Origin of the sequence: Rhizobium skierniewicense Ch11 (assembly GCF_023757665.1) — a bacterium.
Classification (GTDB): Bacteria; Pseudomonadota; Alphaproteobacteria; order Rhizobiales; family Rhizobiaceae; genus Agrobacterium; species Agrobacterium skierniewicense.
On record NZ_RXPG01000005.1, the window covers coordinates 125180 to 140702 of the forward strand.

Genomic DNA, 15523 nt, shown 5'->3' on the forward strand with positions numbered 1-15523 from the left:
CGGCACGAGTATTACAAGCAGATTGCTTGCGGGCATCGGGACGACTAATAACTGGTGAGGCTCAAGGGGAATCTAGATTTGTACAACTTACTGATGATGGGCGATGACAGTGAGTGGAACGTTACGGTCGGAGACGTCCACGAAGCGTCGTTTCCGCTTGCTCGCTACCTCGAGTACACCGAAGCAAGCATCGAGGAGCGATTGAAGCCCATTACGGAGGAGGTCAAAGTTTTTCTCGGCCAATTGCCGGCTCTCTTCATGAGCGAACTACAGAACGACATTAGCGGTCGCTCGTACGTCAGAATTCGACTGGGTCAGGCATGGAATATCCGGATCGTCGGTGCCGACCTCATATATAATTTCTGCATAAATCAGTTGTTTGGCGAGCATACCATTGTTGACAGGAAAGCTTTTGAAAGCGTTTTTGCGTTTGGGAAGTGGGAGCTAAGTCGAACCCACTGGGCGGTGAAGGATCGAGACCTTCAAGCAACTCTCGCGATCGCCGGAGTTTCCCCTCAGGTAGGTCAGGCTGGTGGCCTGCCGATCACGACAGTTCCACCGCCGCCGCCAAGCCCGCTGTTGCCAGAAGACGAGGTGGCGCTGCCGATTATCGACAACTTGGTCGACTTCATGAACCATGTGTTGAGCCTTCCTTCGGCGCCGGATGACGAAATCTTCTATCGAGGCCACTCGGACAGACGTTACAAGCTAGTTCCCTCCCTTTTTCGCAAAAATGAAAATGGAGATTGGCGTTATAGGCATAAGGAAGAAACCATCGTCCGTGAGCTTCTTACTTCCCAGGCGACGGAGTTTGCAGCCGACGAATACATGCTCGACAAGCTTGTGAGGATGCAACACTACGGCCTGCCGACAAGGCTGCTCGACGTAACGTCGAATCCTTTGGTCGCCCTGTACTTCTGCTGCGCGGAGGATCGGCTAGATCAGCAAGGTAATCATCTCGATGGGGAAGTGATCGTGATGAGCACCAAAATTAGCGATGTCCGTTTCTTTGATTCCGATACAGTGAGCTGTGTGGCGAACATCTGCCTTCTCGCGGACAAGGAGAAGGAGCGAATGCATACCGGGGGAGACTGGGTCGCGTTCAACGAAACTGCCGAATGCAAGAAGCTCCTTCATTTCATCCGGCGCGAGAAACCGTACTTCGAAGCCAGACTTCAGCCTGCTGATCTCGAAAGGATCATGTTTGTACGAGGACGAAATACCAATGAGCGTATCACCTCGCAGTCAGGAGCCTTCTTGATGTTTGGCAAAGACTCAGTCCTTCCAGAAACTGGGTTCAGCTCCCTCGATGTCCAAAGGATAACCATTCGAAACAAGGCTGGTATCCTGCGAGACCTCGCCAAACTGAACATCAAATCCAGCACCATCTACCCTGGCATCGAGAAGACCTCAGCGGAGATTGCGAAAAAGCACGAACTCGCCATGGGCTGACCGGATCCGTATTCTGTAGGTGTGGACTTTCGAGCGTCTCTCTCTAGGTAAGAATATTTGCATAACGTCTTTGAGCTAGTGGTGGGAACTTTGGTACTACTGGTCAGATCTCGAGTCCGGAAGCTCGAAGTTGGAAGTCGTTCCTCACGGTGTCCGGGATGAAGTTTTCTCTGTTCAAGCCAGTACCAACACCGGATCGAACGGCAGGATTTCCTCCGACGCCTGGCACGGAAAAGCCATCGCTATCGATGGTGTAGTCCCACGCGAGCGATACTATTCGACACCGCTCTGACAGGGACTCGGGCAATGCAGCCGCCAGTCGCAAGGGTACGCTCTCGTGGCACGAGCCGCATAGAATGTCGAGATAGTCTCCATTATCCATTTTTTCGTCGATTGCAGTGTGGACCATACAGGACTTTATCCTGGCGATCGTGCCAATATTGCTGACGGCAAAGAGGAGTTGGTACGGTGCTAACCATTCTTCCTGACGAAAGGCTTGGTAGATCGGCGAAACCTCTCGCTGCTTCGCTTCGTTGATAACTCTGCGCTGCGGCCAGATGCAGGAATACCGAACAAGGGCTCCGTTAAGCTCGAGCTCCCTGATTACTCCGGCCGCGAAGTTGTCGAAGTCCTCGACAGCAGAAACCACATGAAATCTATCCGGTACGCTTCTCTTACGCAGGTAATGAGCGGCAACGGCTCTTCCTGAGAGCCGCGCGTGACCGGCATACTTGTCACTATCTAGGTCTGCATATACGAGTTCATCAAGCAAGTTCCTGGTTGGCTCGTCGACCCAGTCCTCTATATAGCGGCTCGCTGCCATCCACCTGCCTCCAATCGTTCGACAATCTCATTGAATTCAAAAATCTGTTCGTCGAGCATCTTGATTAGTGTATCCACTGCGCTTTCTGAGGGAATCCGATATGTTCGCATGGCACCAGCGCCTTCGATACGCAGCAACTCGCCGACAATACGACCCTTACAGTTCCAGCAGGAAACCTCCAACGCCTCCTCAAGGGCATATAGCGACGCCGCACGTTTCAAGCGAGGTATAAAGTATTCTTTTCTTTTAGAGCATTTCAGCATATAATTGACGAAGGTCTCTTCGTAACGAGTTTTCCAATACTGGTAGTGAAAGGACTCATACGCAGTTTCTTGGTCAACCAACCGGCTTGATCCAGTTACTGTGGCAAAAGCGTCGAAAATATCTTCGTTCCAATCCAGAAGCTCGTAAAATTCCTCTGAAGCGCAAAAGATTTCCGTGTCAATATCAGTGTGGCCGTCAGCCTCGACGCAGGAGTCCACGCTCCGTTTACGTTTTTCACTCTCAAGAACAATACGGTAACGCACGTCACGACCGATATTTTGGTCCATATCACGCTGGCGTTGAATGTCGTAGTTGACTTCGTACCACTCCAGGGCACCGCGTTTTAATTGCCCGAAGAAATGGTCGTAGACACCATTAAGATAGTAGTCATCAACCAAAGCAAGTGGCCTGTCCCAGAACGAGTATTTATCTAAGTCGGGTAGATCGTGGCCTTTCCGAAGCAAATCCATCAATGTCGCAACTTCGATGATAGTCCTGCACGTGCCGTATATGATCTCGTAGTCTCGCCCATCCTTATTGGCGTCAGCACCTGCGATCTTTTTCTTAAAGGTTTCGACCAAATCATCGCCACCGGAATCACGGATCATGTCAACGCTATAGTTGCCAATGTAGCTGACAGCAGGTTTACCCATTGATCGCTATTCCTCCCTTTTTGTTCTGGAGTAGCCTGCACGGAGTTAACATTGTGTTGTTCCGCCCAAACAGACCGGCCGACGAGGTGGATGCTGCCGTGACATCAATGGCGCCACGAACCGTGACGACACATGGCATCAACAGCCGCCAACGCTGGTATCTACGAGGCGATAGCAACCCACTGCTGCTAGAGTACCAAGAGAAGGACTCGATCCGTGGATTTTCGATGGTATATCCCAATGACGCTGATCCCGCGTATCGGGCTATGATCGGAAATAATGTTGCAACCCGGTCGGTTAAGTAATGGTCGGCCTCGTCCGCGCTGAAGTACCCGGTCCACACTTTGCCCGAGGTCGGGCCGACGTCAGGCGACGTGACCATTGGAAACTAAAGATACGGCTGAAACCATTTTCCTTGCTCTGTTCGGATCGCCGTCACTACCAGTTGACCTAGCCATTGAACGGCCCCAGATCCAAGATGTGTTGGCGGAGCTTATCGCAGGCTGGCGCAATTTGTGCCGCGGCGTCCCTTCCGTTCTCGAAGCGGTAGGGTATCGTAGTGATACCGCTCAGATCGCTTGGGAGCTTCACCTTCTCTTCACGTGGCTCCATAAGGATCGCGCGCTGTCGACCAAGCCGTCCCATGAACAGTCCCAGTTCGAAAACCACATTATCTCGCGGGCTCGGCCAATCCTTTCCTCTGCTTTCCGTGAGGTCGTCAGCGTGCGCGATTGCGACGGCAAAATCGGAGTCGTCGATTTCGGCTTCAAGGTTCGTCAGTGTGTAGTTCGCAACGCGAAACACCCCATCGGTCCAGATCGTGGTGATAAACGGGTCGTGTTCGAACGCGTTCCGAACAAGCCGAGCAACAGGCAGAGCTTCCGCAGAAGAAATAATGAAGACGCGGACCTTCTCGCGGAAGGTGCCGACGTGCTTATTTCTTTCGAGCAGGCGTCTCGATAGCGACCGCGCGATTTGCCGATACATGTCCGGATAAGTCTTCGCGAGGGTCGAGAACTGTTGTGCTGTAAGCTTTGCCACGACGGATCGATCCTCCGCAATCACCGTCGCCGAACGACGCTGCGTAGGTTCGATGGCAGCCATTTCGCCTACGTGCTCTCCTCTACCGCGAGCTCCAAGCCGTCGGCCATTGATATGTACGCTAAGCGAACCGGAGAAAACAAAGTAGATGTCGTCGTCTTCGCCATTCTGTTCGATGAGCGTGACGCCCGCATCAACCTCGAGCATCTCGGCGACTTCGGCCAACGCTTCGGCAAGCTGGACGTCACCGCGAACGATAGTTTGAGCGCCGAAGGATTCAATCCGCAAATCCTTCCCTTCGTCTCCCATGAAACGTTCAAGCATTTTACTCAAGTGATTGTTCTCCAGTAAGTGGTCGAATAGACCTCATCGTTCTTGTGCTGCGTCCAGTTCCATTTCTTCCAGATGCTCTCCCTGATAGGTCCAAGCTTCTGGTTGTCGTTCAATAAGTCGAAGACCCTTTTCGTGATCCATGTCGGCTGATCCGCACTCAGGGCTGTCAGCTTTGCGGCTAGGTTCGCAGCGTTCCCAATCCAGACGATGTCGTTGTCACCACGAACGCCGGTTCGGGCGGCATAGATCTCAGAAGTGTCGATACCCACGACATGCCGGATTTTGAAATCGGTGCTCCATCCCTTCGCAATCTCTGCCTGGACGATGTTCTTGATCGCGTAGTTGATCTCAAGAGCACATGAGACGGCATCATTCGTCTGGCTTGTGGAGATGAAGATCCCCATCGCTCTATCGCCATCGTAGGACACGACGGAACCGCCATGGCGGCGGATCAATCTCGAGGTGGCGTAGAGAAATGCTTTGTAGACCTCTCCCGCGAACATCCAATGCTTCTTCTCGACGAGATCAGTTGAGCCGTCGAGGTCGGCATAGAGGATCGTTGCCCGTTGGAAGTGGATGGCGTCGTTCGAAAGTCTTAGGGCAGCAGGCTCCGGAACCGTCGTTCCGTCGCGCGCCGTCCACTTCTCTCCGAACGTCGTTCTTGCATTAGCCCGGATGTCTTCTGCGATCGTCATTCGAACTCTCCGTCATCAGGGAAGATGGGAAAACGCCCAGCGGGCTACCGCCAGCGAAGGAGGAATTCCCATGACTACGAAAGCCAGAAGGACAAGTGATGCGGCCCAGTTGAATAGCTTGAACTTTCGGTGGGCTATCGAAGCGTGGATCGCGGTCTGAACGGCGAGATCGTGCAGATATGTTTGGGAGGCCGAATCCCCGTTTTGCGGCTGATATTCCTTCTCCGCCATCAAAGGATAGTCCTTCGCTCCGCTATCCTTGATGTCGCCGAAATACAAAAGGTTCTTGCGATCATCGTCGCGCTTGTAGAAATGCTTCAGAAACCTCGGTAACAGAGAAATCAGGCAGGTTGCTGCTGCAAGAAATAGTAGGACCAGGGCGACGACCAGAGCGTTGCCATAGTTGAACGGAAGTTCCTCGGTGGACTTAAGCAGATTGATGAGAGCTCCGATCCAAACCGATGAAAAGGTGAGCAAAGCTGCGTTCTTGGTCTCGGCGAATTTGACGAAATCGATCATCCGTCCGTGATTGGCGGACATCAGCTTTTCGTAGGCTTCTTGCTGGTCGTTCTTCGCCATGGCTCAGAGTGTTTCCGTTTTTGGCATGGCGAGCGGGCAATCATCCATAGTCCCGCAGCAGGTCTGATTGATCGAGCGAAGATAGTCGTAGAAAGCCCTCTCTGACCGGTTCCATCCTTCGAGGTTGATGACAAGGTCGGCCAATTCATGCTTGTGACCGCTGCATGACGCTATCGGAAGCCGTAGACTGTCAGCGGCGTCGCACTTGCACCGCTGTCGTAACGACATCACACACTTCTCGTTCTTCAGAACTGTGAAAACTCGCCGACCGTCGCGAAGAAGCGCCAACCGGTTGGATCCCCGATTTTTTACCCGAAGGCGGTCGTCCCGCAGCGTGGCGAGAAATCGCGGCCCTAGGGCAGCCGCATTCTCTTCAGCAAGAGATTGGAACCTCGCCGCTGTCGAGCCGTGTGCACGAGCATCGCCCTTACCGGGCCATCGTCGGAGAGCCGACGCCGAGCGCTGTCGCAAGATGAACGTTAAAACTTTGCCCCACCACACTTCCGCATCTCCGGCACTCGTAATACCCGAAGGTTCAAGCTCTCCCCAGTAGAGGCAGAAAGAGCCGTCGCTGTTTATATGCCGCTCGGCGCAGAAGGTTGGGAGAAGGACTGGAACACGCTCCTTCACCGTGACCGTGTCCGCAACTCTCCTAACTTCGAGAACTATTTCAGGGACCGGAGCGCCTGATGGACTGGGTGGCCGGACACCATATACGGAGACCTCGCCCGCAGATGAAATCAAACGGGCGTGGTTTGCATGGGCTAGGCTGTTGAGATGATCGATCGGCGACAAGGCAGCCTCAATCGAACTTCATGTAAGGACGGAAGGGAACCTCGGCAGCTTGGACGATCGCAGGGCTGCTTGTCGCATATACAGACGCCCGCGCAACCTTGGCGACGGCATTGTTTTCGGCAGCCAAGGATTCCAGAGCTACATCGTAGGTAAGGTTTGCGATCCGGCGCGTTGTTCCGAAAAGCTTCCGGACAGATGCGGGGCCGTCGTCGTACGCTCTCTGGCCAATCGCTGTCTGCTGCCCGTCGCAGCGTTTCTGCTCTTTTTCCGAATCAAGTACTGATCTGCCTGTCGAGCAGCGATTGCGTTTGCCCTGCATGCCCAGACGCGTAATTGCAGAAGGTCCAAACTCGAAACCCACAGCGAGGCCAAGATCATCAGTGTCGACGCCGTTTGCCTCAAGCCGTTCGAGCGCGAGATCGAAGCTGCTGCGAAGAGCGCCGGCACAGAGGACCGAGGTAGACACGGTTTCGTCGGTATCGGTGTTGTGGGCCGTTCCTTCAAGGATATGACCGTGGATGCAATCGCCGATGAAGCGAATCCGCCGGCCGGAGAAGTCCGCGCTGATGACCCTGTCCAGTTCGGCACGAATGACGTGGAGGCATCGGACCACATCCTCAGGGTCGTCGTCGATATGAGCGTTCACGTAAGCGGTGAAATTGTCGACGTCGGCATAGACGGAAACCATTTCCATCCGCCTGGAGTTGCCCGGTGTGAGAACGGAAATGTCCAGGTTCTTAAGGGGCGGCGTTGTACGCGAGAACGCGAATGCCCCAATGGGATTCGCCTTGTTGTCACTCCGCCAGTCAGCAACGATCTTATCTTTGCTGAGCCCGAGTTTCGCCGACTCCCCGCAGTCATTTATCTCCTCATCGGTCAACTTGGTTTTCGCTGGATCGTTCGCGGCATCGAGATCGATCGCTTGACGGGCCTCGTTGCTCAAATAGATTCCGACAGCCTTGTTGTTTGAAGCCAGTTTCGCAGCAATGTTTGCGGGGCGGCCAAGGAAGAGGGGCTCACGATTGCCGCCGCGGCCATTGTTCACTGCAAGCGCGTTACCAGTATCGATGCCGACCCGCACTCGCGCATTTGGGATTTTCTCGTCGTCGTCGCCTGTCTCTGCGAGGACATCGACGATGAGCTTGGCGATCGCGACAGCCCGGTTTACGCGGTCGTCGGCAGAGTCCGTGCCATAAGGTTTGGCCACAACTGCGTGGAGACGTTGATTGTGGAAGTCGACACGAATGGCATTAGCCTCGGCGAGAATCCGGTGGACGGCGCGGTAGTGCAAATTCAGAAACCGCAGCGCTCGCTTGTGACACGTCTCACCTTCGGTCTCGGTCGACCAAAGCATGTCATCGAAGTTGACGATCTCTAAGTAGACGTGAACGCCATCCACGCGATAGGCCTTGTTCGTCGGGATCGACGTCAGCGACGTATCTCGTGTGTAGTCCAGAACCGTAACGGTCTTGACGTCTTCGATGCGTGCATCGATCGCTGCCTTTGCGCGATCATGCTTCCATGTATTAGCCATTTGCGTTTCAACTCCAAACTGATCCACGGAAGATGCTAATCCACCGATGCGATTGTTTCACTGTTTGTTCCTTGAGGCATTTCCCGGGCACTTTGCAGTGCCCGGAATCAGTCGAATCCTTGAGTTGGCCAATTTCAGGATCCAAAACGGCCAGTACTAGGGTCGTTTGGCCAGTATTAGGATTCGTTTCTCAATAGTGAGTGAAAAGAGTGTCCCGATCAAGAGCAACCGCTCGTCGCACCGCACGTGTCGCATTTCTCGCACGTGCCATTCCGCACCATCGTGAAGTTCTGGCACTCGCCGCACATGTTGCCCGTATACCCCTGGGCAATCGAGCGGATGCGGCGTTCGGCTTCTTTCTTTTTGGCTTCCGTCTTGGCAGAGGCTGCGTCTGCGGCTGCCTTGTCGGAGAAGAGGGCTGTCGCGGCCTGTTCGGATTCGGTGGCGAGGCCTTCTTCGATTTCGACGGCTTCCTTGGCGCGTTCCTCGTAGTCACGCTTGAAGGCGACGACTTCGGAGGTGGAGATGGCGACGGTTGGTTCCAGCTTGCGCACCGTGTTGCCGGAGATCTGCGTGACTGTGCCGGAGGCACGGGCAGGCGCTGCGGTTGCCGAACCCTTGGGCTCGGACGAGACGCGCTCGGGGGTGTTGGAGACGAGCGTTGGCTTGTAACCGCGGGTCCAGCCGGTGGAGACGAGGTTGGTCTTGCCCTCTTCGATGCCCTTGCCGAGTGCCGTCTGCGAGAAGTCGGACGTATCCACATGGGCCAGATCGTGACGGCCGAGGTAGGAGACGGCGAGTTCGCGGAACACGTAGTCGAGGATCGACGTTGCGTTCTTGATCGCATCGTTGCCGATAACCATGCCGGCTGGCTCGAACTTGGTGAAGGTGAAGGCCTCCACATATTCTTCCAGTGGCACGCCATATTGCAGGCCAAGCGAGATGGCGATGGCGAAGTTGTTCATCATCGCACGGAAGGCAGCGCCTTCCTTGTGCATGTCGATGAAGATTTCGCCGATGCGACCGTCACCGAATTCGCCGGTGCGCAGATAGACCTTGTGTCCACCGACGGCTGCCTTCTGGGTGTAACCCTGACGGCGGTTCGGCAGTTTTTCACGCTCGCGGCTGACACGCTCGACAACACGCTCGATGATCTTCTCGGTGATGGTGACGGCCTGGGCTGCCTGTGGCTGAGCGATCAGCTCTTCCAGTGCATCTTCCGAATCATCATCCTCGACCAGCGAAGCGTTGAGTGGCTGGGACAGCTTGGAACCATCGCGGTAAAGGGCGTTGGCCTTCAGCGCCAGCTTCCAGGACAGCATGTAGGCTGCACCGCAATCTTCCACCGTTGCATCGTTGGGCATGTTGATCGTCTTGGAGATCGCGCCGGAGATGAAGGGCTGTGCCGCCGCCATCATGCGGATGTGGCTTTCGACCGAGAGGTAACGCTTGCCGATCTTGCCGCAAGGGTTGGCGCAATCGAAGACGGGCAGGTGCTCGTCCTTCAGGAATGGTGCGCCTTCCAGCGTCATCGCGCCGCAAACATGCACATTGGCCGCTTCGATGTCCTTCTTGGCAAAGCCGAGATGTTCCAAAAGGTTGAAGCTCATGTCGGAAAGCTGCTCGTCGGAGACCTTCAGCGTGTCCTTCAGGAAGTCGGCACCGAGTGTCCACTGGTTGAAGACGAACTTGATGTCGAAGGCAGACTTCAGCGCGCCGTTGACGGCTTCGATCTTCTCATCGGTAAAGCCCTTGGCTTTCAGGCTGCCGGGGTTGATGGCCGGTGCCTGGTTGAGATTGCTGTGGCCGATGGCGTAGGCTTCGATTTCGGCAATCTGGCTTTCCGAGTAACCGAGCGAACGCAGGGATTCAGGAACGGCACGGTTGATGATCTTGAAATAACCGCCACCGGCCAGCTTCTTGAACTTCACCAGTGCGAAGTCAGGCTCGATACCGGTCGTGTCGCAATCCATGACGAGGCCGATCGTGCCGGTCGGCGCAATCACGGTCGTCTGGGCGTTGCGGTAGCCGTGCTGTTCGCCAAGCTCCAGCGCCTTGTCCCATGCGGCAACGGCGTGGGTGATGAGGTCTGCATCCGTGCAATCGGCATGGATGAGCGGAACCGGGTTTACCGACAGGCCTTCGTAACCATAGGCCAGGCCCTGGGCTGCGCGGCGGTGGTTGCGGATGACCCGCAGCATGTTATCGCGGTTGGGTGCAAAACCGGGGAACGGGCCAAGCTCGCCTGCCATTTCGGCAGATGTTGCATAGGACACGCCGGTCATGATGGCGGTGAGAGCACCGGCAATCGCGCGGCCTTCGTCGCTGTCATACGGAATGCCCGACGACATCAGCAGGCCGCCGATATTGGCATAGCCGAGGCCGAGCGTGCGGTATTCGTAGGAGCGTTCGGCAATGGCCTTGGATGGGAACTGCGCCATCATGACGGAGACTTCGAGAACGACGGTCCACAGGCGAACGGCGTGTTCGTAATCGGCAATGTCGATGTTCTTGGTCTTGGCGTCCTTGAACTGAAGCAGGTTCAGCGAGGCAAGGTTGCAGGCCGTGTCATCCAGGAACATGTATTCCGAGCAGGGGTTGGATGCGCGGATGGGACCGGCGGCTGGCGATGTGTGCCAGTCGTTCATGGTGGTGTTGAAGTGCAGGCCCGGATCAGCCGATGCCCATGCGGCGTGGGAAATCTTTTCCCAAAGCGCGCGAGCCTTCAGGGTCTTCATGACCTTGCCGTCCTTGCGGGCGGTGAGGTTCCAGTCGCCGTCGTTTTCGACTGCGCGCAGGAAGTCATCCTTCAGCGACACGGAATTGTTGGAGTTCTGGCCAGACACCGTGAGGTAGGCTTCCGAATCCCAATCGGTGTCGTAGGTCTTGAATTCGATATCCTTGTAGCCCTGCTGGGCGAACTGGATGACGCGCTTGACGTAGTTTTCCGGCACCATGTCCTTCTTGGCAGCGCGGATTTCGCGCTTGAGGGCAGGGTTCTTGGCCGGGTCGAAGCAGTCGCCGTTATCCGCCTCGCAGTTGACGCAGGCCTTCATGATGGCCTTGAGGTGCTTGGCGACGATCTTGGAACCGGTCACAAGGGCCGCAACCTTCTGCTCCTCGTTCACCTTCCAGTCGATATAGGCTTCGATATCGGGGTGATCCGCATCGACAACGACCATCTTGGCGGCGCGGCGGGTCGTGCCGCCGGACTTGATGGCGCCCGCTGCGCGGTCACCGATCTTGAGGAAGCTCATGAGGCCGGAGGAGCGACCGCCGCCGGACAGCTTTTCGCCTTCGCCGCGCAGGTAGGAGAAGTTGGAGCCGGTGCCGGAGCCGTATTTGAACAGGCGCGCTTCACGCACCCAAAGATCCATGATGCCGCCTTCATTGACCAGATCGTCCTCGACGGACTGGATGAAGCAGGCATGCGGCTGCGGGTGTTCATAGGACGACTTGGATTTGGTCAGCTTGCCGGTGAAGGGATCGACGTAAAAATGGCCCTGACCCGGACCATCGATGCCATAGGCCCAATGCAGGCCGGTGTTGAACCACTGTGGAGAGTTTGGCGCAACGCGCTGCGTGGCCAGCATGTAGGCAAGCTCATCCTTGAAGGCGGACGCATCTTCTTCGGTCGAGAAATACTTGCCCTTCCAGCCCCAGTAAGCCCATGTACCGGCCAGACGGTCGAACACCTGACGTGCGTCGGTTTCAGAACCGTAACGCTCATCTTCGGGAATGTCCTTCATTGCCTTTTCGTCGGCAACGGAGCGCCAGAGGAAGGAAGGAACGTCGTTTTCCTCGACCTTCTTCAGGCGGGCAGGAACGCCTGCCTTGCGGAAATACTTCTGCGCCAGAACGTCGGTCGCGACCTGGGAGAACTGCGCGGGAACGTCGATATCCGCCAGTCTGAACACGACGGAGCCATCCGGGTTCTTGATTTCGCTGATACCCTTGCGGAAATCGATTTCCGCGTAGGCAGACTGGCCCGGCTTGGTAAAGCGGCGTTCAATGCGCATTGTTTTCGTCCTCGTCCTTTGGGCGCCCATGGGCAGGGCGCAAAAATCCGTCCTGGCTTCGCGCCTCGTACGCGCAGCCAGTTCATCGATTCGAATGGGATGTCATCCTTGGATGTAAACCCTGTATATCGTGGTGATTTCGGCTGCAAGCATACTATATATAGTATTAACAGTTTCTTGCCAACCAGATCCCGCATCATGTTTTCGGCGACGAAAGCCAGTTCACAGACAAATCCGTGCCCATCACCCCCTCATGGGTGAGAACGCAGACCAACGCGTGAACTGAAACTCAATGAATCAGAGTGGGGCACCCGATCCCGTTGCCGCTGCAACATAACAGCACCTTGGAAAAATGCAGTGATTCCGTCAAGGCCTAGTTTGAAAGGGTTTGTTAACTACCAGATATTGTGTATGAGCCTGTGGAAAACGGGGAAAGAAAAACCCTCTATAAATATCAGGCACTTGGAGGAAAGCCCTTTGTTGGCACACGTTTGTCCTTCCGTAACGTGAGGCCGGATTTCCGGGCCTTTTCAACACTGAGGCAAAAAGGCGACACTGTGAGTTTTCCACTGGCCAGGGATCAAAATACCCGAGAAAAATGAAGCCGGCACACCATCTATAGCGGCATCGCCAGTCAGGCTGGCTTTGCCTTTCTCTCCGGTAGCGTCATGGAAAAGACGCCGATGACGACAAGCACCAGGCCGATCCATGCGGTCGGCGGCAGGCTTTCGCCGAGAAAGATGACGCCGATGGCAACACCGATCGGCACACGCAAATAGGCTTGCGACGTTGTGCCGACCGAACCGAGCGTGCGGATCAACCGGTAATAGATCACGAAGGCGAGCGCCGTGGAGAAAACCGAAAGCGCCAGAAGCGCGAAGATCGACGTTGCCGATGGCGACAGCGTCCAGGGATGATCGATGATCAGGCTGAGCGGTGCCAAAAGCATGGCTCCGCATATCAGCGAACCGGCGGCAGGCATCATCGGATCGAGGTCCTTGAAGTTCTTGCCGAAGATGACTGCTCCGCCATAGCAGACGCTGGCGGCGATGACGGCAAGCTGCGCCAGAAGTTCCTTGCCGACACCGTTGAGCGCCTGCACGCCGACGATGAGCACAATGCCGCTGAAACCGGCGGCAATGCCTGCCATCTTGCGACCGCTGACGGGTTCATGGCGGATGAAAAGCACCGTCATCAGGAAGGCGAAGACCGGCGTCGTCGAGTTCAGAATGACCGCAAGGCCCGCATCTGTCGTGGTTTCGGCCCAGGCAATGAGGGTGAAGGGCACGGCGGTGTTGAGGCAGGCCTGAATGAAAAAGCGCCTCCAGGTGGTCGCATCCCTGGGCAGGCGCAGGCCGCGAATGCGCAGGACGATGAGAAGAACCGTTGCGGCCATCAGCGTTCGGGCCGCGATCAAGGTGATGGGCGGAATGGTGGCAACGCCGAGCTTGATGAAGGTGTAGGCTGAACCCCAGAGCGTGGCAAGCACGAGCAGAAGAGCCAGTTCTCTGGCGATGGTGTTGTTGGCGGTCATGCGTCTTTCCTTGCTGCACGTCTCATTGCGACCGGTATTCACCGCAACGGCTTCTCACGATGATGGAATCGATCGAGATCGTCTCATCAAAATCATGAATGGTTGGTCTTGATCTGCATCGGGCGTGCCGTGTGATGGCCACACCCACATCACGGCGCAGATGGTCTGAAAGATGCGAGACGTGTGATGGTTTTGGTCCATGACGCCAGCCAAAGCCGGACAGAGCTTTGACCAAGTCCGCGAAACGGACGTTTTTGAACGCGGTAGAAGCGGCTCGTTTTTTATTGTTTTCGTCGGCAGGCATAATCTCGTCCTTGGCTCGCAGGCATCTCTGGACGGTGCTAACCTCAAAAGCAGCATGGATGTTTCGGCCTTGGCCGAAGTGTGTGTGGCTGACAGGCGAAGACCAATCCATTAAAATGTCCGCATGACAAATTTCGCTTCCGGTACGTCCATCGCAGTCGTCGCCAGCCTTCTAGGAGACCCGGCCCGCGCCAACATGCTCTACGCCCTGATGGGTGGGCGGGCCCTGACGGCGGGCGAACTCGCTCGTCATGCGGGGGTGACGGCGCAGACGACAAGCGGCCATCTGTCGCGACTGGCGGATGCGCAGCTTCTGACGCTGGAGAAACAGGGCAGGCATCGCTACTATCGGCTGGCATCGCCAGAGGTGGCACAGGCTATCGATGCGCTGATGGTCGTCGCATCTGCCGGGCCTAAACGTCACCGTCCTGTCGGGCCTAAGGATGATGCGTTGCGCATGGCGCGAACCTGTTACGACCATATGGCCGGAAGGCTTGCCGTCAGCATTGCGGATGCGCTGTGTGAAAAGGCCTATGTCGTGCTGGCTGACGGTGCGGCGCTGGTAACGGAAGAGGGGCAGCGTTTCCTGTGCGATTTCGGCGTCTATCTGGCGTCGGGAAACGTATCAAGGCGACCACTCTGCCGAACCTGTCTCGACTGGAGCGAACGCCGCATGCATCTGGCCGGAAAGCTGGGCACGGGATTGCTCGACCGGTTGATGGCGCTGGGCTGGGTCGTGCGCATGCCGGAAACGCGTGCCTTGCGGGTGACGCAGGCGGCGGAGACGGGTTTGCGTGCCACCTTTGGGCTGTCGGCGGACTGGCGGGTGGCATCGCCCAATGAAATAAAAAATGACGGCTGAGAGAGCCGTCATTTCACGTTACTATCACATCAAAAAAATCAGCCCGGCGCGCCCTTGGCAATCGGCTCCTGATAGGTGAAGCCGAGATCCCATGGGAAATAGATCCATGTGTCTTGGCTGACTTCCGTGATGAACGTATCGATGGTGGGGACGCCTGATGGTTTGGCGTAGACGCAGGCGAAATGCGCTTTTGGCAGCATCTCACGCACTTCGAGCGCCGTCTTGCCGGTATCGGTCAGATCGTCGACGACCAGAATGCCTTGCCCGCCGTTTTCCATCAGTTCGGGCGCGATGCCCTTCAAAAGCAGCGTATCGCCCTGATTGACGTAATCATGCCGCGTGGCGATGCAGACCGTATCGATCAGACGGATGTTGAGTTCGCGCGAAATGATGGCGGCGGGTACAAGGCCACCGCGCGTGATGCAGACAATGGCTCTGAACTCCTGGTTCAGACCGGCCAGGCGCCATGCCAGTGCACGGGCATCACGGTGAAATTGATCCCAGGAAACGGGAAAGGCTTTATCGGGAAGGGACATGGGGTGTCTACCATCTGGTCAAAATTGTTGATGGCTTTGGCTAATAGCGGCAAGAATAGCTCAAAGGCAAGCTTTTCACGGTGTCTGTTGCGCGCTTTCT

The 15523-nt window shown here is 56.0% G+C and carries 13 protein-coding genes; 3 read left to right on the forward strand and 10 right to left on the reverse strand.

What is annotated here, in order from left to right; genetic code table 11:
* Window positions 1-78: 78 nt before the first annotated feature.
* Entirely contained in the window at window positions 79-1452 is a 1374-nt protein-coding gene (locus EKM04_RS04015) for an FRG domain-containing protein (RefSeq protein WP_234911010.1), read from the forward strand.
* 103 nt (window positions 1453-1555) lie between these two features.
* On the opposite strand, the gene EKM04_RS04020 is transcribed toward EKM04_RS04015, so the two are convergent.
* From EKM04_RS04020 to EKM04_RS04055, 9 genes are all read right to left on the reverse strand, one after another.
* Window positions 1556-2275, reverse strand: coding sequence for a hypothetical protein (locus EKM04_RS04020; RefSeq protein WP_113169814.1), 720 nt, complete (start codon window positions 2273-2275; stop codon window positions 1556-1558).
* On the reverse strand, window positions 2254-3192 hold the full coding sequence (locus tag EKM04_RS04025) for a hypothetical protein (RefSeq protein ID WP_113169813.1): 939 nt from the start codon (window positions 3190-3192) through the stop codon (window positions 2254-2256). The genes EKM04_RS04020 and EKM04_RS04025 overlap by 22 nt, the downstream gene beginning before the upstream one ends.
* A gap of 450 nt (window positions 3193-3642) precedes the next feature.
* Complete coding sequence (locus EKM04_RS04030) at window positions 3643-4557, reverse strand: TIR domain-containing protein (protein ID WP_113169811.1); 915 nt, start codon at window positions 4555-4557, stop codon at window positions 3643-3645.
* A 5-nt stretch (window positions 4558-4562) separates the two neighbouring features.
* Complete coding sequence (locus tag EKM04_RS04035; protein WP_113169810.1) at window positions 4563-5261, reverse strand: adenylate/guanylate cyclase domain-containing protein; 699 nt, start codon at window positions 5259-5261, stop codon at window positions 4563-4565.
* A 15-nt stretch (window positions 5262-5276) separates the two neighbouring features.
* The gene (locus EKM04_RS04040; RefSeq protein ID WP_113169809.1) at window positions 5277-5840 is read right to left on the reverse strand and encodes a Pycsar system effector family protein; all 564 of its coding nucleotides are present in this window, start codon (window positions 5838-5840) and stop codon (window positions 5277-5279) included.
* A 3-nt stretch (window positions 5841-5843) separates the two neighbouring features.
* Entirely contained in the window at window positions 5844-6635 is a 792-nt protein-coding gene (locus EKM04_RS23010; RefSeq protein ID WP_350310104.1) for an E2 domain-associated cysteine-rich protein, read from the reverse strand.
* Between the two features lie 7 nt (window positions 6636-6642).
* A complete protein-coding gene (locus tag EKM04_RS04045) occupies window positions 6643-8034 on the reverse strand; it encodes an adenylate/guanylate cyclase domain-containing protein (RefSeq protein WP_252094039.1) in 1392 nt (463 codons plus the stop codon).
* A 353-nt stretch (window positions 8035-8387) separates the two neighbouring features.
* Window positions 8388-12188 (reverse strand): vitamin B12-dependent ribonucleotide reductase, encoded by a 3801-nt coding sequence (locus EKM04_RS04050; protein WP_183897251.1) that lies wholly within the window; start codon window positions 12186-12188, stop codon window positions 8388-8390.
* Between the two features lie 634 nt (window positions 12189-12822).
* Entirely contained in the window at window positions 12823-13722 is a 900-nt protein-coding gene (locus tag EKM04_RS04055; RefSeq protein ID WP_183897252.1) for a DMT family transporter, read from the reverse strand.
* A gap of 199 nt (window positions 13723-13921) precedes the next feature.
* Between EKM04_RS04055 and EKM04_RS04060 the strand changes: the two genes are divergently transcribed.
* A complete protein-coding gene (locus EKM04_RS04060; RefSeq protein ID WP_210290160.1) occupies window positions 13922-14140 on the forward strand; it encodes a hypothetical protein in 219 nt (72 codons plus the stop codon).
* 9 nt (window positions 14141-14149) lie between these two features.
* Window positions 14150-14887 (forward strand): ArsR/SmtB family transcription factor, encoded by a 738-nt coding sequence (locus tag EKM04_RS04065; protein ID WP_183897253.1) that lies wholly within the window; start codon window positions 14150-14152, stop codon window positions 14885-14887.
* Window positions 14888-14925: 38 nt separating this feature from the next.
* Here the strand turns inward: EKM04_RS04065 and gpt are convergent, their stop codons facing one another.
* Window positions 14926-15423, reverse strand: a complete 498-nt coding sequence (gene gpt / locus EKM04_RS04070; protein WP_183897254.1) for a xanthine phosphoribosyltransferase — start codon at window positions 15421-15423, stop codon at window positions 14926-14928.
* Window positions 15424-15523 lie beyond the last annotated feature (100 nt).